Source organism: Bacillus sp. 5RYD7K (genome assembly GCF_059831465.1).
Genome location: NZ_CP191200.1, coordinates 608,219 through 632,726 on the forward strand (window position 1 = coordinate 608,219; position 24,508 = coordinate 632,726).

A 24,508-nucleotide genomic window follows, 5' to 3' on the forward strand; every position below is an offset into this window, starting at 1 on the left:
AGACCACCTTATTGGTGGTCTTTTCTATTAATCAATCGCCGCATGATCTTCTTTTTCAATCAAAGCGAGGCGTTCATTAATTTCTTCCTGAGTCATTTCGTGCTCTTTCACATACATGTTGCGTTCGTTCGTACGGCATTCGTGACTGCAGCTGCGCATGTATTTGTATTCATTCTCAGGTGTGCAGATCATTTTTTTATTACATGCCGGATTTGCGCAGTTCACATAACGCTCGCACGGCTCGCCCGTGAAATAATCTTTTCCGATAATGACATGCTCTACGCGGTTGACCGGTACGCTGATTCTTTCGTCAAATACGTAGCACTGTCCGTCCCACAGTTTGCCTTGGACTTCAGGATCTTTACCATAAGTGACGATACCGCCGTCAAGCTGGGACACGTCTTCAAAGCCCTGCTTCAGCAGCCAGCCGGAAAATTTCTCACAGCGTACGCCGCCTGTGCAGTACGTGAGGATTTTTTTGCCTTCGAGCATGTCTTTGTGCTCTTCAATCCAGTCCGGCAGCTCACGGAACGCCTCAATATCAGGTCTGACCGCTCCGCGGAAATGACCGAGGTCATACTCATAGTCGTTTCTGGCGTCAATCACGATCGTGTCAGGATTCTGCATTTGCTCATAAAAGTCTTTCGGTTTCAAGTGTTTGCCCGTCGTGGTATTCGGATCAACATCATCTTCGAGACGAAGCGTCACCAGCTCTTTTTTATGGCGGACAAACATTTTGCGGAACGCATGTCCGTCAGTCTCATCAATTTTGATCGGCATGTCGGCAAAACGCGGATCAGCTTTCAGCGCATTCATGTATTGATCCGTCTGTTCAACCGTTCCGGACACCGTACCGTTAATGCCTTCCTCAGAAATCAAAATACGGCCTAACAGACCGAGCTCCTTACAGAACTTCAAATGCTGAGCCGTGAATTCCTCAGGCTCATCAATCTTTACATATTTATAATAAAGTAAAACTCTATATTGTTTTTCCATGATTTATACACCCTGTTCAATTATATTAATGATCACGCACACTATACTATATCATACAGGAAAACGGGCGAAAGATGAACATTTCCGTCCGGACTCTTTCTTCCAGTCACGCTTCTCCTTTTATTATCTGCTGAAAATAAAACCGATACGTATTGCGCAAAAAGGTTTCAAGCGAAAGGCCGGCGGCAGTCTGATACTTGCCGATGATAAACGGAAAACGGTCACGGCCTTTTTCCCGCAGGACATCGGCGCTGTCTTCACCCAGTTCCGAGATGAGCGACTCGATGACCGGCCAGCAGGCATCCCGCACGGCTTCCAGAGCTTGCTGACTGCCTATAAGCCGATATTGCTCTATCAGCTTTGCCAAATCCTTTTCTTCCATATTGTTCACTTCCTTACACCATATAAAAAAGAGGAGCAGCTTTTATAAAGCGGACGCCTCCTCCTGTGACTCCGCATAACCGATGATCTGGCCGACCTGTAATTCCCGGCCTTCAATGAGGTTATCCGAAGGGGTAAACATATCCTTCTCGAATACTAAAATAACGGTCGATCCAAATGAAAAATAGCCCAGCTCTTCACCCGTTTCAAGCCTGTTTCCGGTGTTTGTCTGAACGATGGAATTAATATTCATCGCACCTACCGGAATCATGAGCATCTGCTGGTCACCACGGGTGAGCTCGTACACATAACGGTAATTTTTTGAGAGCACGTCTTTCCCGTACTTCAATCCCATCGTATTGACAGGATAGGAGCGTTTCCCCAGCTCGGCCAGCTTCTGATACGTGCAGCTGATGGGGGAATGGAAGCGGTGGTAATGTCTCGGGCTCAGATAAAGCACGGCAAAACGGCCGCCGTTGTATTTGTGATCGGCGTTTTTAAACCCCGTCAGTTCAGCGAACGAATAATCCTTCCCTTTTACCATGAAGGTTTGATTCGGATTAATCATGCCTACCGTCTGAACGACGCCGTCCACAGGACTGACGATGGCGTTCTTCTCTGTTGCCACGGGGCGGAGATTCAAATTAATATCACGAATGAAAAATGACGCCAGTGAATCAAAGTCAGAGGCTGTGCGTTCCGTTTCATTCCAGTTGATGCGATAGTGTTTGGAAAACAGCGGAATCATCGGCTTGCTCAGTTTCGATTCACAGAAGTTTTTAATGAGATGGGACGTCAATGGATTATTAGTCAGTTCAATCAATGAACGATAAAGAACTTTAGCTGCAGTATTAAACATTGATTACTCCTATGAATTTTCCTATAGTAATAAAAATAAAACACCATAAAAACGCTCCGATGGCGGCGAAGCATAAGTAGGTTTTGAAATCCATTCTGCCGATTCCAGAAAAGTAGCAGGTCACGTGTCTGATGCCTGGGATGAAATAACCTAAAATAATGGTGTACGGCCCGTACTTTTTCATCCACCTGTCTACTTTCTCCATCCTCTTTTCCTTCAGGCCGACCCATTTCCCGAACTTATTAATAAACGGCCGGCCGGCTTTTCTGCCGATGAAGTAGCTGATAATCATCCCCACGAGAGCTCCGATAAAGCTGATCAGAATGGAGAGCTCGTAATTCAGCACTTTTATATGGGCGAAGTAGCCCACAAGCGTCATCATGACTTCATCCGGAATAGGCAATCCGATAATACCGAGTGTCAGCATGAGAAAAATCGCGATATATCCGTAATCGGAAATTAATTGCTGAACTAATTCCATCTTCTGCTCTCCAGGTTTTCAGGCGCCTGTTTTTTAAAGTGGGGAAATTTAAGATTGCTGACCATTAAATAACTGAGCGCTATCGTTCCCGCCCCCAGAAGAAAAGCGTTATTGATGAAGCTCAAAATGACAAGACACATCCCCGCAAATGGAATCGGCATCCCGATAAACGTCGGCAGCTTGCTTTGTCCGATATTAAATCTCGAGAGCCGGATCATCCCGCAGATGCTGTAGGAAAGCGCGATTAAAATTCCGACGAACGGAATCGTATATAGTGAAACACTGTAAGCGAGCATGGACGGCGCTACGCCGAACGTCACGAGATCAGCAAAAGAGTCAAGCTCCCTTCCCATCTCCGATACCGCGTTCAGCTTACGGGCGGCCAAACCGTCAAAAAAATCAAGAAACATCCCGGTGAAAATAAAGATCACCGCGGAGTGAATATTATGATACAAAAGGGAATGAATCGATAGAAGCCCGCAAATAAAATTTCCAATTGTAATCATACTAGGTATATAATTCACAGTTTACACAAACCTCCAATTAAAACCATATCAAATCGGACTGCGTATGCATAAAGACTCCATTTTACGGAAACATAAAATGAAATTCTTTCAATGCTATCATTCAAATTCTTTTATTATACAGCATTTGGTGTTATTTGAACAATCTAATCTGGTGATTTTTGTTTTTCTCCGTTCATATTAAGGTAAGCAATCGGGGTTATCTCTATTCCGGATGACCCTGTTTAAATATTACATGCTGATGATACGGTCTGTCCGCGCTTCACGAATGAAAAGCCTTATGATGTATAGTTATTTCCTTCTCCGTTAAATGAGAACATGACATATAACGATTGCGGACATAAAAAGTTTCATGAATTGAAAAGCCGGCACAAAACGGCCTCATACATTATCTCACAACCCCGTTTTCCAGTATATAGTCTGCCCACACAAAAAAGGCGCCTTACCATTACGGTAAAAACGCCTCTTAAAATAGGTTTATGTAACAGATAAATAACTAAGTGCTTCGGCCGCTCTTTCTCTCGCCTCCTCAGCCGTCTCGGCTGCAGAAAGCGCAACCGCCATACGGCGTCCGGCTTTCGTGACGGGTTTTCCGAATATGCGGACCTGAGTGCTTTTTACCGCCAAGGCCTTCTCAACACCTTCAACCGCGTAATCAGCAAGCTCTTTGGGCGCCTTCAGCGGACGGCTTGCCCCCGGCGACAGCTGTGTGATTTCCGGAATCGGGAACCCCATTATCGCACGGACATGCAGCGCGAACTCTGACAAATTTTGCGTCACAAGTGTGACGAGCCCCGTATCATGCGGACGGGGAGACACTTCGCTGAAATATACCTTATCTTCAGTAAGGAAAAGCTCAACTCCGAACAAACCGTATCCGCCGAGCTCGTCCGTTATGCTTTTCGCAATGTGTTTCGCCTCTTCGATCTGCTGTTCTGTCATATGATGAGGCTGCCATGATTCAATATAGTCACCGTCTTTTTGTTCATGTCCGATCGGTGCGCAAAAGGATGTACCGTTCGCCGCGCGCACTGTCAAAAGAGTGATTTCGGATTCAAACGGAATGAATTCCTCAACGATGACCCGGCCGTTTTTCACCCGGCCGCCTTCCATCGCCATATTCCAGCAGCTTTCCAGCCCGGAAGCCGAGCGGCACACGCTTTGCCCTTTTCCGGAAGAGCTCATCAGCGGCTTCACCACGCACGGAAAGCCGATTGTTTCTGCCGCTTCTTTAAATTCTTCATATGTATTCGCGAATTCATAGCCGGCAGTCGGAAGGTGCAGCTTCTCCGCCGCAAGCCGTCTGATGCCTTCACGGTCCATCGTCAGCTTCGCCGCACGCGCATTCGGGATGACGTGAAAGCCTTCTTCCTCAAGCTTCAGCAGCTCATCCGTCGCAATGGCTTCCACTTCCGGTACGATCAAGTCCGGTTTTTCTTTTTCAATGACTTCTCTGACCTGCGCTTTATCGAGCATATCGATGACATAGCTTTTGTGCGCGGTCTGCATGGCAGGGGCATGCTCATAGCTGTCAACGGCTACAGTGACAACCCCGAGCCGCTGCGCTTCAATGACGACTTCTTTCCCCAGCTCGCCTGATCCCAATAACAACATCTTTTTCGCCTGATACATGTCCTTTGGCCCCTCCCTTTCTATACCTCCCTCATTATAACGGAAATATTCAAAAAATAAAGACAAGACAGATAACCAAGCTCTATCCTGTCTTTTGCGCTGATTCGAGCGATTCAATCGCCGCTGATACGTCCTTCTCGCCATATTGCCCCATTAAGCATAACGATTCTTCCGCCCGGCAGGCGTGAGAAGAGATGCGGCGCTTGGCTTCCTCATGCATGTCACGGATGCCGAGATCTTGGAGACTGACGGGAAATCCGAGCCGGCGGTAAAACGGAAGCAGCTCTTCAATCTCATGTCTCCGATTCTCAAGCGCAAGCTGCACCAATATGCCGTAAGCAACCTTCTGGCCGTGCAGCACCTGATGTATCTCCTGAATAAAGCTGAGTCCGTTGTGCACCGCATGCGCCCCTGCCATCCTGCACAAACGGCCCCCATAGCCGCCGACCGTTCCCGCGAGCATAATAATCGTTTCCGCCGTCTGGATGAACGGTACTGACAGCTCGCCTTTCTCCATGCTTCCGACGGCTGCTTCACTGTTACGCAATAACAGATCACGGATATATTCCGCCTGTCTCAGCCCCGCCTGAGCCATCAGCGGCGCCATCCCCGTATTTCTGATGACCGCTTCGGCCTCATACCATTTCGCCAGCGTATCACCGATCCCGCTTTTCATATATTCAATGGGAGAGGAAAGCAAAAACAGCGGATCAACAATCGTCAAGTAGCTTGAACGCTTATGATAATCCACTCTGATAAAATTGCCGCTCTCATCATATATGACACTTAACGGCGTACTTGCCGCACACGTTCCCGCGATGGAAGGAACCATCACAGCCTCAATATCAAGCCGGTCTGCCGCCGCTTTTGCCAAATCCAACATCGTGCCGCCTCCGATACCGATGATCACATCCGCATCTTCCGCCTGCTCACAGACCTTACGCACCGCCTCAGGTGAACAGTATCCTTTATGCTGAATCACATCCCAGGAAGAACCGCCGCTGTAATCGGAGAACGCCTGATAGGATTTGATTCCGGTCACAATCACGGGTTTTCTGAATGTCTCCAGCAGCCCCGGAAGCTCTTTTGCGATTCCTTCCTTACATATATATTGATTCGGGCCGCTTCGCACGATATCTTCAGGCTTCATTCGAATCTCTCCTCTGGCTGGAATTTATATATATTTTCTCACTTGTCAGAAAATACATCAACCGGAGGTGCGTCAGCGCTTCGCTTCCTCCGCCTCCAAAAACAGCTCATCAAGCCGCTCCAAAGCCTCTGCCTTTTCAAAACTGCTGAACCACAGATCATCATAAGAATCCAGGATGCGGTAATGGTGGGAAATCAAATGCTGCTGCAAGCGGAACTCACCTTTTTTCTCGATGGTTTTCCACCACACCTTGCCGCCCATCGTCTTCCCCTTCGGCCTGTCAATTGTGCGATGGGCAACCGCTTCAATGACCTCCAGCGGATCATCTCCTAATACGGATTGCAGTGTTTCACTTGATCTGAAAAGCGCGCAAACCGCCACAACATGCGGCCATTCCGCAAGCGCCCGCCCTTTCTCAATCTGCACCAGCGCCTTTTTGGAAAGACCGATCACATCCGCCATTTTCTCTTGCGTATAGCCTCTCTCCGACCGGATTTTCTTCAGCTGGACCGAGACAAGCTCAGTCATATAATCTTGATCCATCTCAACCTCCATATTTATCAATATAGCCATTTTACACCGCGTGACGCCATTTTTATATCGGCACATGTTTAAATGAATCAAAAGAATCGGTAAAAAAGTACCCTTTTCCTCTTTTTCTCAATTCACGAACAGAAATTGGCATCTTCATGGTAAAATGCGGTCGGAGAAAATCAGGCGAAAGGACACTGTATATGAAATTACTCGAAACCAATACCCTCATTCAATCAGCAAACAGCCGTCTGAAAGCTTATCAAAAAACGAAAGATGACATGATTGCTTTAAAACAGCAGTTTCACGGCATTGCAAATACGGACGCCATGTCAGGGAAAGGCGCGGACGCCATTAAAGCCTTCTATACTGAACAGGCCGCCGGAGCAGAGCTTTGGCTTGATCTCTGCGACATGAAAATTACTTTTTTCAAAAGCATCCCAAGAGAAATAGAACAGGCGGGCTTCGGCCGGCATGACTTGCTGGAAGAATCGTTCCTTGATAGTGAGCTTAAGCATGCCGGGCAAAGAGCTTACCATATCATTGATGGCCAGCACGATGAGATCAGCCGAATTTTAGGATCAATTGACGACATTTTGTCCTTATCACCGTTTGACAAATCTTCGGTTACCGGCAAACTTGATGCCTCCGATCACAAAAAACGGCAAACGGCAGAACACTTACATAAACTCGACGCAAAACTGGTTCACGAGTACGCTCAATCTGAAGCGCTTGAACACGAAGTTGAAGCCTTCTTCCGGACGCTGGCCGACTTAACAAGTAAAGCAGGCGGTCCGCAATCTTTTAACGCCAAAGCATTTCACGATACTGACGTATATAAAAGAAAAGACAGCATACAAAAACAAGCCCATCAATACATCAAAATGAAACAGCAGGAAGAAACCGCCTTTTTACAGAAAAAACTGGACCGCATTTCTGACCCGGATGAATATATAAACATTGCAGAAAAACTCGGGGCTGACAACATGAGCGCCGAACAATTACAATATTACTCAAGCCTCGTCCAGCTAAAAGCCATGCGCCAAGCCGGACAAATGCTCGTCGACGGGGCAAAAGGCATTACGCTGGGGATATGGGATGCAGGAAAAGACACCGTCATCGGCGCTTACGATTTCGCAATCTGGCTGCAAAGAGCACAAGGACACGCAGGAACAATAGAACAGGCCAAAGCCGGACAAGAACTCATCGGCGCCATTTACAATGCACCGGAAACATTCGATTATATGGTTCAATCCTTCAAAACTTCATGGAATGAAAACATCATTCACGGTGACACCTACAGCCGCACTCACTATATCGCTTACGCTGCTGTCTCCCTCTTAGGAGCAAAAGGCGCCGGAGAAGTCACCGGGGTGACAAGGGCCGGGAGATTTGTGACAAAGGAAGCGAAGACGTTTATTGCGGATCAGAAAAAAGCAGCAGCTGGAATTTACGCAAAAGGAAAAAGCTCGATTTCTCAACCCTGGAAGCCTGCGATTGCCGGAATTGGAGAATCACCTTCTCCGGCGGGGAAAGCGATTGATGTGAAGCAGGAGACCTTATTAAATTTTAACGGGTCCTTCAGGGACAAAAGGGATCTGGATATAAGTGAAACAAGTCCTCGAAAAATAGATAATCTAGAACAGGCACATATTTGGGGAGAAAAACATTATGACAAATGGATAAATTCTCTTACTGCGGAAGAAAAACAAGCTCTAATTGATTATACCGGAGACTATTATGAAGATATCAATGCGTATTTGCGCGGCGTTAATAGCTCATTAAATGGAATTAATCCTACAAAAATTACTGATATTCATAGTGCACTAGAAAAGTCAAAAATCCCCGAAGACATTGTTGTTTATCGCGGTACAGACTTAATTGCTTTAAGAAAGATCCTGCCTAGAGACGAAGTGCTGACAGAAGGGCTCATAAATAATTTAGTTGGGCAGAGAATAAAAGACGATGCTTTCATGAGCACTGCCCTCCTTAAGGAATCAGCTTTTGATTATAAGAAGGTTTCCTATTCCATCAATGTTCCTAAAGGAACTAACGGAGCCTATATTGCGAAAGTAAGCCACTTTCCAGAAGAGGCAGAGATTCTTTTAAACTCCGGACATGAGATGATTATTAGAGGTGCTAAACTTGATGCAGATGAAAAAATACATTTAGTATTAGATTTAATTAAAAAGTAGGTGCAAACCAATGAGAAGAAAAATGACAGACAGATGGAACGACGATGACCGTATTTACCTGGGCTTATCTATAAAAGAGAAACTTTTCCCAACGATATTGGGAGGTATTGTCGGGGATGCACTGGGTGTACCCGTGGAATTCAAGAACAGGAATTTAGAAGTAAACGGCATGACCGGATACGGTACTTACAATCAGCCCCCGGGAACGTGGTCAGATGATTCATCATTGACATTATGCTTGATAGAAAATTTAATTGAGGAAAATGGCGAAATTGAATTGATGGAAAAATTCACCTCATACCGAGAAGATGGTTATTGGACACCGCACGGCCATATGTTTGATATCGGTCGAACAACTGATGAAGCCATTGAGCGCTTTTTAAAAGAGAAAAACGTTCGTCAATGCGGCGGAATCACTGAGTTTGATAACGGCAACGGCGCGTTAATGCGCATTTCTCCTTTAGTTTTTATCTTATGCAATGAAAAAGACTTCACGACAAGAAAAAGGGAAATTGAACGGTGGGCGGAATTAACACATGCGCATCCAAGATCTACACTAGCCTGTATTGTTTATATACAATTTCTCATCCATTTATTTAATAATAATACTCCAGCTCGGGCTTTTGAACGAGCAGCAGAAACCTGCAGGTCAGAACTATCCAAGGATATAAAATATAGAGATGAATTGGTACATTACAGACGCGTGTTTGATCAATCTATTTTAGATGCGAAAAAAGAAGATATTATCTCTGACGGCTATGTTGTACATTCCCTTGAGGCTGCATTGTGGTGTTTCTTTAAACATACAAACTATAGAGATGCAGTCTTAGAAGCAGTTAACCTGGGAGGAGATACAGATACTATCGCTTTTCTTACAGGTACGTTAGCCGGCATGTGCTATGAGATCAATAGTATTCCGGAAGAGTGGATTAATACACTGACAAGAAAACAAGATATTTTAGACCTATGTGAACGATTTTTTCAATATTGTTATAAGAGAGCGGCTCAATAGATTTAAGCAATAAACGGATCGTGATGGCGATCTGTTTTTTTCTCGTCATACGTTTGCCATCTATAAATGAACGCACACTACACGTAATGGAGGGATTGCAATGGACGAAATGGTCCTGGAAACACAGCAATGGCTGAATGAGACGTACAAAGGCAGACACGGGTACAGCAAAGTGCCGGAAAACGGAAAAACGGGCTGGGATACCATTTACGGTCTGACACGGGCGCTTCAAATCGAGCTTGGTATCTCTGAACCTGCCGATAACTTCGGACCGACGACACAAAGATTGTTTAAACCGTTGAAAAAGCAGGCTCCCGATTCTAAGCCGACAAACATGAATTACATTCTGCAAGGGGCGCTTTGGTGTAAAGGATTTAACCCGGGCGGATTTTCTGGCGTTTTCTATGAAAATACCGAAAGTGCTGTAAAAGAGTTTCAAAAAGCGGCCGGGCTCACTAAGCAAGACGGCATCGTCACGGCACTCATTATGAAAGCCTTGCTGGATATGAGCGCTTTTCGGTTAGTAGCGGGAGGCGACAAAAGAATTCGCCAAATCCAGCAGAACCTGAACCGGGATTACAATGACTACATCGGATTGATGCCTTGTGACGGCTTATATGCCCGCGATACAAACAAGGCTCTCATTTATGCCCTCCAAAAAGAAGAAGGCATGAGCACAAGCGTCGCCAATGGATTTTTCGGGAACGGAACGACCAGCTTATGTCCTACCTTGACTCCCGGCGATTCACGGACAGGCTTTGTTTTGATTGTTCAATACGCGCTTTACTGTAATGGGAAATCATTTGACCCCGGTGAATTCGACGGAAAATACGGCGTCAGCGTTGTATCGGCAGTGAAAGCTTTCCAAGAGTTTATGTGCCTGCCGCAAACAGGTTATGCGGACATGCCGACGATTAAAGCTTTATTATCAAGCTCAGGCGACACAACGCGGGCTGCTTCGGCTTGTGACACTGCTGCAATTATAACGGCAGATACGGCTAAAACTTTGCGTGAGAATGGCTATAAAATCGTGGGAAGATATTTGACCGGGAATGTGCGGACAAGCAGCGGACTGACATCGAAGGCCTTGACGTCAAAAGAGCTTTCCACTATTTTCGATGCCGGCTTAAGCGTTTTTCCGATTTATCAGGACGGCGGCTATGAATCTTCTTATTTTGTAAAAGATCAAGGAACGAGAGATGCTTACAGCGCTGCATCAGCCGCCCGAAGATTAGGTTTTCCGTCAGGCACGACCATCTACTTTGCCGTCGATTTCGATGCGTATGATTATGAAGTCACAGATAAAATCATCCCTTACTTTCAAGAAATCAAGTCAGCTTTTATGAAAATGCAGGCGTTTTCAACTGCGCCGAAATATGAAATCGGGGTATACGGACCGAGAAACATTTGTATCCGTACGGCAGAAGCAGGTCTGACCAAATATAGCTTTACAGCTAACATGTCGACCGGATTCAGCGGCAACCTCGGATACCCGATGCCGAAAAACTGGGCTTTTGATCAATTTTATGAAGGAACGATCGGAAGCGGAGCGGGAAAAGTCGCCATTGACAAAGACGGTTACTCCGGAAAAGACTCAGGTGTAAGCAGCGTCCATCCGCCTTCTGATCCTGTGTATGACGCAAGACTGCGTACACTGACGGACATTTTAACAACCATTCCCGCTTTAGAAAATGTACCGAATCTTGCGAATGCCATGTTTGAATTCGACAAGACTGAAACCATTTATGCATCACCTGAAATGGATATTCTATTATCAACTTCACTTTTGGCAACAGTGCCGAGTGAAGGTTCTCCCAACACAGTTACCATTACAAATGGCAAACCGGGAGCTTATATTACCGGTCTGATGGGAGATTCACAAGTCTCTTTTACAGCATCACAAATTGATTCCTATCAAAACCTGCTTAACAGTCTGAGCTTGTCAGTCCGCAACGGTTATTTAGAAGTATACGTCAATCCGGCTGCGGGATCGCTGAATATCCAATTTAAAATCTATACACCTGATATTCCGGTCGGTGACAGTGCTACAACTGGACTAACAACGACCATTACATTTAAAATAAAACAAAAGAGCTTCAGGCTGCCGGATTCCGAAGAGGTTTACTCTCCGGATTGGGATTCTGTCGTGAATACCATGGCCATTGCAGGCGCAGGAATTATTGTTATTGTAGGTATCGGTGCTTTAGTCGTTTTAGCGCCTGAATTAGGGGGAGCTGCAGCCTTGTTCAGCACGGTTTTATCACTATTTCTATAATTGAACAGGCAGCTCCTTGCTCCGGGAATGCTCAATGAGTATTCTTGGAGTTATTTTTTAAGGAGGATTCGTATGAAGATTGACATGCAGACATACAAGGAAACCGTTCAAAAAATAGAAAGCGATTTGCTTCCGCGAAGTCAAAATGACAAAGAACTGCTTACATATTTAACGACACAAGATTCGCTCACACTCAATCAAATGAAAATGTGTTTCACTGAACCGCAGCTCACCTTCAACCATACAGTCAAGATTGTATGCACCGTCACATTCATCACGTTATATATCTTTTTTTTCAGCACTCATTTTAATGATTTGATTGAAATGGCGCTGCAAATGGTTTTTGGTCTGGCCGGCCTTGTTTGGATTTTTGCCGTATTTCCGTTTTCAAGGAAAATCCAAGTGTCTGACCGTTTCAGACAAAAATCTGAAAACACCCGTATTACCGGAATGATAGACTTTGTCCTTGAACAAAGATACAAAGACATGATCAGTTAAAAAACCCCTCCGCTTAAGGGGTTTTTTATTATGCAATCCACTCATCCCCCTTGTCAAAAAAGGCTCTTCCCCACTGGAAATAACCGGAACACCCAATTTCATTCTCAATATAATGTGGTAGTGGATCTGTAAAGAAAGAAGGGCTACATGATGGGTATCATTAATGGCAAAATGTATATTGACCGATTGAACCAGCTTAAAAATGAGATTTGGCTTGACGGTGAAAAGATCGAGGGACTTATTTCTGAACATCCCGCATTTAAGGGCCTTCTGGAAACGAAGCGCTCTCTTTATGATTTACAAACGAAACCGGGCATGAAAGACGAGATGACATACAGTCTCCCCGGTAAAAAAGAGCGGGCCGGGCTTTCATACCTGCAGCCGAAAACGAAAGAAGACGTCAAAAGAAGAAGAAAGATGTTCGAGCATTGGGCCAGGCACACGCACGGCATGATGGGACGAAGCCCGGATTACATGAATACCGTGCTGATGAGCTTCGCCTCCTCTGCCGCGCTTTTGAAAGACCGGGAGCATTGTTTTCCGGAGCATGTTCAGGCGCTGTACGAACGCGCTGTCACACAGGATCTTTCTTTTACACACACGTTTATCACCCCTCAGGTGAATCGTTCACAAATGAGCGTAAACGTATCACCAACACCGATCTCCGCAAAAGTCGTCGAAAAAAATGAAAAAGGCCTCGTCATTCACGGCGCCCGGATTTTGGCCACACAAGGCGGCCTGACGGATGAAGTGCTCGTGGTTTCCCTGCCTAAGATGTATTTTGAATCAGATGAAGCGTTCGCTTTTTCCATTCCTTCCAATACAAAGGGCGTAAAATTCATCTGCAGGGAATCTTTCGTACTGGGAAAATCATCATTTGATTATCCGCTCAGCTCAAGATATGAAGAAATGGATTCCATCGTTGTATTCGATAACGTTTTAGTCCCTTGGGAACGCGTATTTTTTTATGATAATTACGAGGCGGCTTATGACTTCAATATGAAAAGCTCTTTTAACGCCTTCGCATTTCATCAAGTCATCACGAGACAAATTGTAAAGACGGAGTTTCTCCTGGGTCTTGCCCAAACACTTGTCGATGCGATAGATGTCAGCGAGTTTCAGCATATTCAGGCTAAGATGGCTGAAATCATCACTGGTCTGGAAACGATGAAAGCCCTTTTGGAAAAGTCGGAGAATGATGCCGAAACAGATGAATGGGGATATATGCGGCCGAGTGTGACTCCGCTTCGTGTGGTCAGCGCGATTTTCCCTGACATCTACCCGCGTTTCACAGAGATCATTCAGCTGATCGGGGCAAGCGGAATGGTGACTTTGCCGACTGAAAAAGCGTTTCATTCAGACATCAGAGGAGACCTTGACCAATATTTACAGGCAACCGAATTGAATGCTGAGGATCGGGTGAAAGTGTTCCGTCTGGCATGGGATTTGACCATGAGCCCCTTCGGAACAAGACAGACACAATATGAGCGGTACTTCTTCGGTGACCCCGTCCGCTTGGCCAGCCATCTGTACAATAGCTATCCGAAAGAAGAACAGACCGCTGTCATCAAGGACTTCCTGAACATTCATAAATAAAACAAAGCAGAGCCTCATCTCTGCTTATCATAGCTGGATCGGCTGCCGCCGATCCTATTTTTTATTTTGACTGATCACCACCATCGTAATATGCGATAACGCGAAAGAGACAAGCGTGTACACAACGGCCCATCCGATAAACGAGAAATTCAATACGGTAAAAGTGCATATAAGGCAAACGGCCAAAGCGGCAGCCGGCATAATAAACACGTTTTTAAACAGATATGTTCCGGCGACTGACAAGATGATGATACAAAGCGGCAGAACACCGAACGCAAAATCCAATTCATCAATCAACAGATGCACTCCTTTCCCTTTTCTTAATTCGGCCTACCACATCTTATGCCTGAGTACAAAAACAAGTACTTCAAATCCTTTCGCGCTCACGCTGATATTCCCTTCGGTTATTTATTCAAAAAAATGAAAACTTTTCTTAAAGCGTTTACATTTATGGCAGACTGTGATAATTTAAGAAAGCGCTATCATACACAAGTTAATGATTTTTGGATGGAGATGAGGAGAGCCAGAAAAACCCGCCCTTGCACGAGGGTGATTTCTGGTTCTTTTTGTTATTTTTAAGGAAAGGAGTCATACATACATCATGATAGACGTTCAGCAAAGGGGAGGATATGATGTTTCAGTTGTTCAAGCCGGCTCCGCATATTGAGAGATTGGATGATTCAAAGACGGATGCGGCCTATAAACGGCTCAGGCTGCAAGTATTTTTGGGGATTTTCATCGGGTATGCCGGGTATTATTTGCTCCGCAAAAACTTTGCCTTCGCTATTCCTTACTTTCAGGAGCAAGGGTTTTCAAAAGGGGAACTTGGCTTGGTGCTTGCGGCCGTATCAATCGCTTACGGCTTCAGCAAATTTATTATGGGGATGGTGTCTGACCGCTGCAACCCGAGATATTTCCTTGCAACGGGTCTGTTTTTGTCAGGTGTCGTAAACATTTTATTTGTTTCCATGCCATGGGTCACATCAAGCGTGACGATTATGTTTATTTTTATGTTTATTAACGGGTGGTTTCAAGGGATGGGCTGGCCGCCTTGCGGACGGACGATGGCTCATTGGTTTTCCATCAGTGAACGCGGCACGAAAATGTCGATATGGAATGTCGCCCATAACATCGGCGGAGGTATTCTCGCCCCGCTCGTGACTCTCGGCATCGCCATGTTTGTTACTTGGAAAAGCGTGTTTTTCTTTCCGGCTATTATCGCCATTGTCATTTCATTTGTCATCGTTCTTCTCGTTCGGGACACGCCGCAATCCTGCGGGCTGCCGCCGATTGAAGAATACCGGAATGACTATCCGAAACATGCGTTTAAAGACCAGGAAAAAGAAATGACGACCAAAGAAATTCTTTTTAAATACGTGCTGAATAATAAATTTCTGTGGTATATCGCATTTGCCAATGTGTTTGTTTATTTCGTGCGGTACGGAGTCGTTGACTGGGCGCCGACTTATTTGACGGAAGCGAAAGGATTCTCTCCTGAAGACTCCAGATGGTCTTATTTCCTTTACGAATATGCGGGAATTCCGGGCACGATTTTGTGCGGCTGGATCAGCGACCGGTTTTTCAAAAGCCGCCGCGCGCCAGCTGGCGTACTGTTCATGGCCGGCGTATTTATCGCTGTATTGGTCTACTGGCTTAACCCTGCCGGTCATCCGCTCATCGACAATATCGCGCTCATCAGCATCGGGTTCTTAATCTATGGACCTGTCATGCTTATCGGGCTTCAGGCCATTGACCTTGCGCCTAAAAAAGCGGCGGGAACGGCAGCCGGTTTAACCGGGTTTTTCGGCTACATCGGAGGCTCGGCTTTTGCCAACGCCATCATGGGTTATGTTGTAGACCGCTTTGACTGGAACGGAGGCTTTATCATGCTTGTCACCTCATGTGCGCTGTCCATCGTCTTTTTGGCTATGACGTGGAATACCGGCAAGCGGGCGGAGCATGTGTAAGAAAACAACATAAAAGATTAATATTTTTGCAGTACAGAATTTACAACGATTTTCTACGCTAGAGACAGATATTGATTTTTTAAGGGGGAAGAAAACATGCGGAAACATAAGTTGTTTGCTTTAGTGTTGCTTTCATTCGGTTTATTATCATTCATCGTCACGCCTGTATCGGCGGCGGGAAAAGGAAACCTTTTGTCTCCTGACAGAATGTTAACCATTGCCCATCGCGGTGCTTCGGGGTATGTCCCGGAGCACACGATCCTTTCTTATGAAACTGCGCAAAAAATGAAAGCAGACTATATTGAATTGGATTTACAAATGACAAAAGACGGCAAGCTGATCGTCATGCATGATGAAAAACTGGACCGCACCACAAACGGACACGGCTGGGTGAAGGACCATACATCAGCCGAGATTCAAAAGCTCGACGCCGGCTCTTGGTTCAATAAAGCCTATCCGGAAAAAGCTAAACCGCAATACGCCGGACTTCACGTTCCCACACTTGATGACGTGTTAAAACGATTCGGCAGACACGCAAATTATTATATTGAAACGAAAGCGCCTGAAACGTATCCGGGTATGGAAGAAAAATTGATCGCTTCACTGAAAAAATACAAATTGGCAGGTAAGCATGCGAAACTTGGACAGGTTATCATTCAGTCTTTCAGCAGGGACAGCCTTCTGAAAATCAAAAAGCTCGATCCGAAACTTCCCGCCGTCCAATTGCTTGAAGCGGATCAGATGACGTCAATGACTGACGCTGATTTAGCGGACATCAAAACCTATGCCGTCGGAATCGGACCGGATTACAAAGCGCTGAACGCTCAAAACGTCCGGAGCATACGCAGCCACGGCCTTCTGCTCCACCCTTATACCGTAAACACCGAAGCGGACATGCGCCGCCTGCTGGATTGGGGCGTAACCGGTGTGTTCACCAACTATGCGGATATATTCCAAAAGGTTAAAAAAGAATACAAATCATAAAGCCAGCATGGGTTCGGAGATGATGCCGAACCCATATTTTTTTGCCCGATCAAAAAACCTTGCGGGAACGTTACCGCAAGGTTTGTATCAATCATTATTCTTTTCCGGCAGCGGCTTCGGCCTGTCCGCCTTTTAATTGATCGTTGATTGCTTTGGCGTCTTTCAAATACTCAGTCTTGAATCCGCTCTTCAGCGCCCACGTATAGAAGACAAGGGCAACGATTGCGATCAGCCCCATATCCCAGCCGTACGGAATAATGTTCAGACCGCCGAATTTTTCACTTCCGAGCCATGAAATGGTCATCATGCTGAGCAGATAGACAACCATCCAGACGCCGCCTTTAAAGTTTCTGCGGAATCCTTTCCACTTCGCTTTCGCTTGGTAGTAGAAGTAAATCGGCAGGCCGATCAAGATGATAAACAGCACCTGTCCCGTTAGCGGCCAGCGCGCCCAATACAGCACGAGAGACGCGAACACGAAGCCGAGCGGAGCAACCACGCTGAGGCCTTTCAGACGGAGAGGCCTGTACAAATCCCCCGCCGTCCGCCGCAGCGTCATCACCGTCACAGGACCTGTGATATAAGAAATCAGTGTCGCAACGGAAATAATTTCAGCAAGCACGCCCCATCCTCTGAATAAAAACAGAAAGATAAACGATACGATCAGGTTAAAAATCATCGCTTGGCGCGGCACGCCGTACAGCGGATGAAGCTTTCCGAAAATGCTCGGCATATATTTATTTTTTTCCATGCCGTAAATCATGCGGGACGTCGTAGCGGTATAAGTGATACCGGTTCCTGACGGAGATACGAACGCATCCGCATAAAGAATAATGACAAGCCAGTTGATATTCAAGGCGATCGCCAAATCGGCAAATGGAGAGTTAAAGTTCAGGTGACTCCAGCCGTGAACGATCATAGAAGGTTCAACCGCACCGATAAACGCAATTTGCAGCAGGACGTAAATGACAGTTGCGACCAACAGCGAACCGACAACCGCAATCGGAATCGATTTACCGGGATTTTTTGCTTCTCCGGCCATGTTAATCGGGCTTTGAAACCCGTTAAACGCAAAGACGATACCTGATGTGGCCACTGCTGTCAGCACGCTCGCCCAGCCATTCGGCGCAATGCTTGACCCGGATGTGAAATTTCCGCCGTGAAAACCGGTAAACAGCAGCGCTCCGATTGTCAGCCCCGGAATAATGATTTTAAAGATAGTAATCAATGAATTCGCTTTTGAAAATAAGTTAACTGTCCAATAATTCAGTAAAAAGTAAATAATCAGCAATACGGAAGCAAAGCCGAGACCCTCTCCCGTAAGTGTGCCGTTGTGAACGAGATTGCCTGTCCATTTCGCCCACTCCCACGGCCATGAGCTCATATATTGAACGGACGCGACCGCTTCCACCGGAATAACGGAAACAATCGCTATCCAGTTTGCCCATCCTGCGATAAATCCAATAAATGATCCGTGAGAATATTGAGTATATTTTACCATTCCCCCGGCTTCCGGGAACATTGAACCTAATTCACTGTAAGAAAGTGCGATAAACAAAATAACGATCATACCGATAATCCAAGAAATAATTGCGGCAGGTCCCGCAATCTGAGCCGCCCGCCATGCCCCGAATAACCAGCCAGAGCCAATCATTGACCCAAGTCCGACCATCATGAGTGCAAACGTTCCCATTCTGCGATGTAATTGATTCATAAAGTTAACACCTTTCAATTAAAATATGACTCCAGCGCTATCATATATTTATAATATTATTCTGAAAATAGTTTTGTCAATCTTTATCGCATTAAAGCAGGAATCCAAAATTACCCTTTGATGTTTAAACAGCCGTCAAGCGGGAATAACTACTTCAAGCCAGAAATAGAAAGGAGTTTTTATCATGAAACAAAAACTGCTCATTTCAGGACTTGCCGTGTCGACTGTCGGAGTGACTTCCTACCTGCTCAAAGATAAATCAAACCGCCAAAAGGTGAAGGACTTTATCCGCAATATGAAAACATCGCTTTCAGGGAAGCACGATATTGAATCATTTCCCGTCCACAAAGCAGGCAACCCGCATCCCGAAGATATTGAAGATAACAAAATGGTATCCGAAGGCTCCATGTATCCGGTTCAATACTACGATGACAAGAAGAAATAATCTGTTCCCATGCTGCCCGGCCGTATAAACGGCGGCAGCTTTTTTATGCAGACGGCTTCTTATAGATCCGCCAATATTGGCGCGGCCCTTGATCCCGCACGGTAATGCCCAGTTTGGATATTTCCGCTTTCAGTTCTTTCGCATCTGCGGTTTCATCCTGCTTCAGCGCCTTTTCCCTCGCTTTTAAGAGAGCGTTTGCCCCAGGCTCCAAATCCGGCATGTCCGGCACCCACCGTTTGTACTCTTCTTTAAAAGGATCTTCCGTCCCCAGCCAGACATACCCATGCCCGCGAAACGCATCAGCCGCTTTTTCAACCGCCGGCTCAAGCTTTTCCCGAAAAAGCTCCTGCCCTTCAGTCCCCAATAAGACAAGATACTTCCCATCCGTAAACACACCGGAAATGCTGTCTTTCGAAAACACGCTTTCTTCATTATATATGGTTAAGGACACCTCGCTGTCCGTCACGACTGCCACAAGACTTTCTTTAAAAGCTGCCCGCGTCAGCCACACTCCCCCAATTAAGCCGATAACGGCGGTTGCAGCCGCAGCCTTCCATCCGTGAAAAGAAGCGATAATTTCCAGAGGCCCGTGAAAAGGCAGCCAATCCAATGTAACGGCCCATTTCGCAATGACCGGCAGAAACCAGCCGATGACCAGACCCAATAATGGCGGCACAAGGAAAATCAAAGCTTTCTCAACCGATGACAACTCAAGAACCGTCTGTTTTTTTGTTTCGTTCATTTTTCTCCTCCATCTGTATTTGTTACAGCAATCCATTATACAAAGGGTTGGATGATACTGTAAACTGTTTCCGGCACAAAAAAACCTCCGTCAGCGGGAGGCTTTTTAAAACAGCAGTTCATACACTTCATTCAATTCCATCGTACGCTTCTCATCCTGCTCGTTCTCAGCATATTTGATCTCCTTCTCAAGCACCTGATTCAGCGCATCCATTTCCAGATCATTAAGATCCTTCACGAACTCGCCCTCATTTGCATAATGCTTCACCTGCAGCTTTTTATAAATCCCGCGGCAAACATCATGCTCCAAGTGGTTCGAAAGCGACTCGCGCAAATACCCGAGTGTCGTGTCCATCATGTAAGCCCTCCCTTTTCTTTAGGAATAGCTTCCCGGAAAGAGAGAAAAACTATACATGAAAGCGCGGCTGTTTTAACTCTGTACCTGAATGGAGAAAAATCCGCTGCTTAACGGTGTGTACGGCCCATTCAGCCCCGTTGCGGAGAAAGAGAACGTTCCTGAACTGACATAAGAAAGAGGAACGCTGTAATATTTAATGTAGCCTGTAATGATATTGCCGTTTTTCGTATATTCATCTTCCAGCGCTTTTGCTGTGAGATTTGTAATATTCGTTCCGTTGTTAAACGCCTGAATTGTGTTATTGTTCGGATACCCTTGGAAATATACAGCTAAATACCCCGTTGTGCCCTTCATCGGTTTTGATGCGCTGATTTGGTTCGGGCCGATATTCTCCCATTGATAATTCTGTCCGTCAGACGTCACACCGATAATACGGATTTGTGTTAAAGCAGGAGCAGGCGCCGCAGACGCTGACGGCATCCACAACCCGCTCACAAGCATCAATACAGCGGCGGCCGCGGCGAATAACATCAAGATTCTCTTTTTCATGTTTCTTCCTCCTCTTGTCATATTTTCATAGAACTCTATTCTATTTTACATGATTCCAAAGGAAAAAGATTACATTCCAAAAAAGAGTCTGGAAAACTTTGTGAACTAGATATGAAACGCTCTGGAAACACCATTGATGATCAGAAAGATGCCGCAGATTCTTAACACGACTCTTGAACTTCTGTCATCTTTACCGAAAAAGGTTTTTCCGAGCCAGCCGATCCATACGTTCATTGCGGCTCCAGCGAGCAATTCTATCATTCCGATGATTTCTGCCATATACAAAGCAGCCATCCTCCTAACTGTGTTTTTTCATATTGCGGTTTATCAAATAGAGTGATAAGGCCAGTGCCGCTGCGCCGGCAGCAAGAAATAGGCTCAAGGGCGCAATCTGTGCGCTGTCTCCGCCATTGTTTTGATATGCGCTGATTACCCATTTTTCAGGGGTAAACAACGACAGCGTCCGCATATACTCCGGAGCCGCATCTAAAGTGAAGAAAGCCCCTCCCAATAAACCCGTGACAGCGATAAAAACAGAAGCAAGCGATGTGAATTGCTTTTGGCTCTTCATAAACGGAATCACCGCCATCGTTACAGCAGTCAGCGCAAATACACAGGCCGCAAGCATCGCTCCCGCAGCAAGAACATGATCGGCAAAACGGATATGCAGCATGAATGTTCCGGCACCGAGAATCACGATAATATGGAGAAGTCCGAAAAGATACGCCGCCGCAAACTTAGAGATTGCATATGCCGTATAGGACACGGGCGTGCTCAGCAATCTGGCATATGTATGATTTTCTTTTTCGTCTATAAATGATCGCAAGCTTTGAACCGCAACGAACCAGATAAACATCACTAAAAATCCGATAAGCCTGTCAGCCGCTTGTCCGCCTGCATAAACGTGCTGGCGGTCAACGCTTACGGCAGAATGGCTTTGGGTATCCTTCAACAGGTCAGCCGCCGCCTGCTTAGCGTCAGTGTGCAGCGTGCGGGACATCACTGCCGCATCGCGGACGATCTTTTTCAGCGTGCCCACCTGCTGCGCAATCAGCCGCTCTGTCAAAACAGCATCACCCTTTTCTTCATTCTGAATGAATGAAACGTTCAATTCATCTCCGGAAAATAATGTCTCTTCAAAATGAGTTCCGATCAGCAATCCGAAGGAAATATCCTGATGATTAACCTTTGTTTTTAAAACATCCTCCGTGACCTTCGTGACTTTTACATGGCCGGCCGTCTGAATCATGTTCATCAATTGTCCTGAAAAGACGCTCTGATCCTTATCAGCCACATAGACTTCCTTCTGCTGACTGCCATCCGCAGAAAAGGAAAAGAAATATGTGAGAAGGAGCGGGACGGAAATGGTCGCAAAGATCGCAATCCGATTCTGTAACATCAGTTTCAGCTGATGTCTGATCATGAATAACAGCTGCGTCATGAAACAGCCTCCTTCCGCTTAAACACCCATATGGTCAGACATAAAAACACGGCGCCGATGACGGAGAGCTCTGCCAAATCCGCCGAAATACCGCTCAGGCCGGCATGCTGCGTGACACTTACGTAGCTGTTGATCGCTTTGCCGTTCGGTATCAGCTCCTGCACGATTTTCAAACCGGCAGGCAGGCTGTCTTTCGCAATAAAACTTCCGCCTAAAAAACTGAACCCATACAGAATAGGAGCCGCCATGCTTGAGACGGTCTCATGGTTTTTTGCAGTAAACCCCCAAAGAAGCACGATACTGCCGATCGCAAATGAATAAACGATCGTCACCAGCAATATTTCAAACAAATTGCCCCATTTCACATGGTACAAGATGCTGCTTGCGATGATGACGGCAGCCATTTGTATAAGGATGGCAAACATGATCCCCAAAAGCTTTCCAGCCACGTACTGGATATGTAATACAGGCATTGATTTGATTCTGAAGAATGTGTGCTGCTGCCTTTCTTCCACTATGCCGTGAATGAGCGCAAAAGCGGTCATGATAGAGAACATGACGACCATCGCGATTGAATAATACTGCATCGCATCAATCGGAGCCGCGTGATGGCCGGCCGACTGTTTCGGAATGGACACAGCCTGTCCGCGCTCAGCGGAAAGTCCGCTCATTATGCTGCCGACTTCCTCCTTTGACAGATGTCCCGACTGTTTCAGCACCGTTTTTTCTTCGCTGCTTTCCATCTTTACTCTGGTGACAAACGAATCGGCCATCATCTCAACAATGTCTCCGTTTACAGAGCCTTGTTGGTCTGAAATGACGTTGATACTTGTTTTTTCATTGTGTTCCGCCGCTCTTGCAAAGCCTTTCGGCACGTATACAAAAACCGAGACTTTGCCGCTTTCGACAAGCTGTTTCCCTGCTTGATAACCGCTTATGTCTTTTACACGGATCAGATCGTTTTGTTTCAGAACGTCATTCTTTAATGTGTCTCCCAAAGCACTCTCCGCGTGATCCGCATTATAAAACGCGATTTTAAATGACTTCGCTTTCGAATCGCCGTGAAAAACCGTTCCTAAAATAAAAATCATCACCGCCGGAAATAGAATCAGTTTTATATAGAAGGACTTTTCTCCGGCCATTAACCGAAAATCTAATAAAATCAGCCTGAGCAGTGTTTTCATGACGCCCCCTGTGAATCCCGCAGCGTTTTGCCGGTAAGCCGGAGGAAAATGCTTTCCAGATTGGCTTCCTCGAAATGAATGCCCTTAATGATGATACCGGTTCTTCTGATATCATCCGCAATATCAAGGATATTCCGCTCTGCCGCGGAAACGAGCATCGAAATGGTCTGATGGCTGATGGCGGCTTCGGAAACACCGGGAATGCGGCGGATTTTTTGTACGGCATCATCATTCAGACCCTCTGCATTCACGATCAGGGTATCAGGGGCTTCCGCTGACTGTTTCAATTCGTCTTTCGTTCCGCAGGCAATGATTGAGCCGCGGTCCATGATCGCCGCTCTTTCACATAGATATTCGACCTCTTCCATGTAATGGCTCGTGTAGATGACGGTCATTCCTTTTTCTTGATTTAACGTCTTAACGGTTTCAAGAATATGGTGTCTGGATTGCGGATCAATTCCGACGGTCGGTTCATCTAAAATGAATAGTTTCGGTTCGTTCATCAGGGCAGCACCGATATTCACCCGTCTTTTCATACCGCCTGAAAATTCAGACACCTTTTGATTTCGCTGTTCCATTAATTCGATGATGTCCAGCACTTCATCGACCCGCTTATCGAGCTCCTTACCGGAAAGTCCGTACAGGCTCCCGAAAAAAGCCAAATTATCCTTTGCACTTAGCGCTTGATACAAGGCTATTTCCTGCGGGACGATACCCATCACTTTTTTTATGGCCGCAGGCTGTTTTTGTAATGACATTCCATTAATGCAAATTGTTCCGTCCGTCGGTGAGAGCACGGTGCTGATCATTGACACCGTTGTTGATTTACCGGCGCCGTTTGGTCCCAGCAGACCGAATATCTCTCCTTTTTCGACGTGCAGCGATATATGATTGACAGCGGTAAAATCGCCGTACTTCTTTGTCAAATCGGTTAATTCAAGCATTCGTGCAGCACTCCTTGTGTCATGTCTGCACTTATTCTACTCTTGGCGATC

25 protein-coding genes are annotated in these 24,508 nt (G+C 46.0%); 8 read left to right on the forward strand and 17 right to left on the reverse strand.

Features of this window, described 5'->3' with window-relative positions:
* Positions 1-27: 27 nt before the first annotated feature.
* From trhO to ACQE26_RS02985, 8 genes are all read right to left on the reverse strand, one after another.
* Positions 28-996 (reverse strand): oxygen-dependent tRNA uridine(34) hydroxylase TrhO, encoded by a 969-nt coding sequence (gene trhO, locus ACQE26_RS02950; protein ID WP_060963690.1) that lies wholly within the window; start codon positions 994-996, stop codon positions 28-30.
* Positions 997-1,102: 106 nt separating this feature from the next.
* Positions 1,103-1,378: a hypothetical protein gene (locus ACQE26_RS02955; RefSeq protein WP_500470642.1), complete on the reverse strand. Its 276-nt coding sequence runs from the start codon at positions 1,376-1,378 to the stop codon at positions 1,103-1,105.
* Between the two features lie 42 nt (positions 1,379-1,420).
* The gene (locus ACQE26_RS02960; protein WP_060963692.1) at positions 1,421-2,236 is read right to left on the reverse strand and encodes a phosphatidylserine decarboxylase; all 816 of its coding nucleotides are present in this window, start codon (positions 2,234-2,236) and stop codon (positions 1,421-1,423) included.
* Positions 2,229-2,717, reverse strand: a complete 489-nt coding sequence (locus tag ACQE26_RS02965; RefSeq protein ID WP_489201773.1) for a DedA family protein — start codon at positions 2,715-2,717, stop codon at positions 2,229-2,231. Before ACQE26_RS02965 ends, ACQE26_RS02960 begins: the two co-directional genes overlap by 8 nt.
* Positions 2,708-3,241: a CDP-diacylglycerol--serine O-phosphatidyltransferase gene (pssA, locus tag ACQE26_RS02970; protein WP_060963694.1), complete on the reverse strand. Its 534-nt coding sequence runs from the start codon at positions 3,239-3,241 to the stop codon at positions 2,708-2,710. Before pssA ends, ACQE26_RS02965 begins: the two co-directional genes overlap by 10 nt.
* 477 nt (positions 3,242-3,718) lie before the next feature.
* A complete protein-coding gene (gene purT, locus ACQE26_RS02975) occupies positions 3,719-4,873 on the reverse strand; it encodes a phosphoribosylglycinamide formyltransferase 2 (RefSeq protein ID WP_060963695.1) in 1,155 nt (384 codons plus the stop codon).
* Positions 4,874-4,955: 82 nt separating this feature from the next.
* On the reverse strand, positions 4,956-6,023 hold the full coding sequence (locus tag ACQE26_RS02980; RefSeq protein WP_500470644.1) for an iron-containing alcohol dehydrogenase family protein: 1,068 nt from the start codon (positions 6,021-6,023) through the stop codon (positions 4,956-4,958).
* Between the two features lie 72 nt (positions 6,024-6,095).
* Positions 6,096-6,566, reverse strand: coding sequence for a helix-turn-helix transcriptional regulator (locus ACQE26_RS02985; protein ID WP_016936884.1), 471 nt, complete (start codon positions 6,564-6,566; stop codon positions 6,096-6,098).
* A gap of 191 nt (positions 6,567-6,757) precedes the next feature.
* Here ACQE26_RS02985 and ACQE26_RS02990 point away from each other — a divergent pair, with 191 nt between their 5' ends.
* From ACQE26_RS02990 to hpaB, 5 genes are all read left to right on the forward strand, one after another.
* Positions 6,758-8,749, forward strand: coding sequence for an ADP-ribosyltransferase (locus tag ACQE26_RS02990; protein ID WP_500470646.1), 1,992 nt, complete (start codon positions 6,758-6,760; stop codon positions 8,747-8,749).
* A gap of 10 nt (positions 8,750-8,759) precedes the next feature.
* Positions 8,760-9,761, forward strand: a complete 1,002-nt coding sequence (locus ACQE26_RS02995; protein WP_500470647.1) for an ADP-ribosylglycohydrolase family protein — start codon at positions 8,760-8,762, stop codon at positions 9,759-9,761.
* Positions 9,762-9,861: 100 nt separating this feature from the next.
* A complete protein-coding gene (locus ACQE26_RS03000; protein WP_500470648.1) occupies positions 9,862-12,036 on the forward strand; it encodes a glycoside hydrolase domain-containing protein in 2,175 nt (724 codons plus the stop codon).
* 72 nt (positions 12,037-12,108) lie between these two features.
* Positions 12,109-12,534 carry a hypothetical protein gene (locus tag ACQE26_RS03005; RefSeq protein WP_045926326.1) on the forward strand — a complete coding sequence of 142 codons (426 nt, stop codon included), beginning with the start codon at positions 12,109-12,111 and terminating at the stop codon, positions 12,532-12,534.
* A gap of 150 nt (positions 12,535-12,684) precedes the next feature.
* Positions 12,685-14,130 (forward strand): 4-hydroxyphenylacetate 3-monooxygenase, oxygenase component, encoded by a 1,446-nt coding sequence (gene hpaB, locus ACQE26_RS03010; RefSeq protein ID WP_488460064.1) that lies wholly within the window; start codon positions 12,685-12,687, stop codon positions 14,128-14,130.
* A gap of 54 nt (positions 14,131-14,184) precedes the next feature.
* Here the strand turns inward: hpaB and ACQE26_RS03015 are convergent, their stop codons facing one another.
* A complete protein-coding gene (locus tag ACQE26_RS03015; RefSeq protein WP_438421125.1) occupies positions 14,185-14,427 on the reverse strand; it encodes a DUF2651 family protein in 243 nt (80 codons plus the stop codon).
* A gap of 335 nt (positions 14,428-14,762) precedes the next feature.
* Between ACQE26_RS03015 and glpT the strand changes: the two genes are divergently transcribed.
* Both glpT and ACQE26_RS03025 read left to right on the forward strand, forming a co-directional pair.
* Positions 14,763-16,097 carry a glycerol-3-phosphate transporter gene (glpT, locus tag ACQE26_RS03020; RefSeq protein ID WP_016936892.1) on the forward strand — a complete coding sequence of 445 codons (1,335 nt, stop codon included), beginning with the start codon at positions 14,763-14,765 and terminating at the stop codon, positions 16,095-16,097.
* 96 nt (positions 16,098-16,193) lie between these two features.
* Positions 16,194-17,081 (forward strand): glycerophosphodiester phosphodiesterase, encoded by an 888-nt coding sequence (locus ACQE26_RS03025; protein WP_438421124.1) that lies wholly within the window; start codon positions 16,194-16,196, stop codon positions 17,079-17,081.
* A 94-nt stretch (positions 17,082-17,175) separates the two neighbouring features.
* On the opposite strand, the gene aimA is transcribed toward ACQE26_RS03025, so the two are convergent.
* Positions 17,176-18,795, reverse strand: a complete 1,620-nt coding sequence (gene aimA, locus ACQE26_RS03030; protein ID WP_500470651.1) for a glutamate/serine transporter AimA — start codon at positions 18,793-18,795, stop codon at positions 17,176-17,178.
* 184 nt (positions 18,796-18,979) lie between these two features.
* On the opposite strand from aimA, the gene ACQE26_RS03035 reads away from it, so the two are divergent.
* Positions 18,980-19,240: a YbyB family protein gene (locus tag ACQE26_RS03035; RefSeq protein ID WP_016936895.1), complete on the forward strand. Its 261-nt coding sequence runs from the start codon at positions 18,980-18,982 to the stop codon at positions 19,238-19,240.
* Positions 19,241-19,283: 43 nt separating this feature from the next.
* Here the strand turns inward: ACQE26_RS03035 and ACQE26_RS03040 are convergent, their stop codons facing one another.
* The 7 genes from ACQE26_RS03040 to ACQE26_RS03070 form a co-directional block, all read right to left on the reverse strand.
* Entirely contained in the window at positions 19,284-19,982 is a 699-nt protein-coding gene (locus ACQE26_RS03040) for a YqeB family protein (protein WP_500470652.1), read from the reverse strand.
* 105 nt (positions 19,983-20,087) lie between these two features.
* Positions 20,088-20,336, reverse strand: coding sequence for a sigma-G-dependent sporulation-specific acid-soluble spore protein CsgA (locus tag ACQE26_RS03045; RefSeq protein ID WP_029575245.1), 249 nt, complete (start codon positions 20,334-20,336; stop codon positions 20,088-20,090).
* A gap of 75 nt (positions 20,337-20,411) precedes the next feature.
* Positions 20,412-20,888 carry a DUF4879 domain-containing protein gene (locus tag ACQE26_RS03050; protein ID WP_448814637.1) on the reverse strand — a complete coding sequence of 159 codons (477 nt, stop codon included), beginning with the start codon at positions 20,886-20,888 and terminating at the stop codon, positions 20,412-20,414.
* A gap of 105 nt (positions 20,889-20,993) precedes the next feature.
* Positions 20,994-21,173, reverse strand: a complete 180-nt coding sequence (locus tag ACQE26_RS03055; protein ID WP_060963708.1) for a hypothetical protein — start codon at positions 21,171-21,173, stop codon at positions 20,994-20,996.
* Positions 21,174-21,186: 13 nt separating this feature from the next.
* Positions 21,187-22,329, reverse strand: coding sequence for an ABC transporter permease (locus tag ACQE26_RS03060; protein WP_500470654.1), 1,143 nt, complete (start codon positions 22,327-22,329; stop codon positions 21,187-21,189).
* Entirely contained in the window at positions 22,326-23,513 is a 1,188-nt protein-coding gene (locus ACQE26_RS03065) for an ABC transporter permease (RefSeq protein ID WP_500470655.1), read from the reverse strand. Before ACQE26_RS03065 ends, ACQE26_RS03060 begins: the two co-directional genes overlap by 4 nt.
* Complete coding sequence (locus ACQE26_RS03070; RefSeq protein ID WP_500470657.1) at positions 23,510-24,457, reverse strand: ABC transporter ATP-binding protein; 948 nt, start codon at positions 24,455-24,457, stop codon at positions 23,510-23,512. Before ACQE26_RS03070 ends, ACQE26_RS03065 begins: the two co-directional genes overlap by 4 nt.
* Between the last annotated feature and the right edge of the window lie 51 nt (positions 24,458-24,508).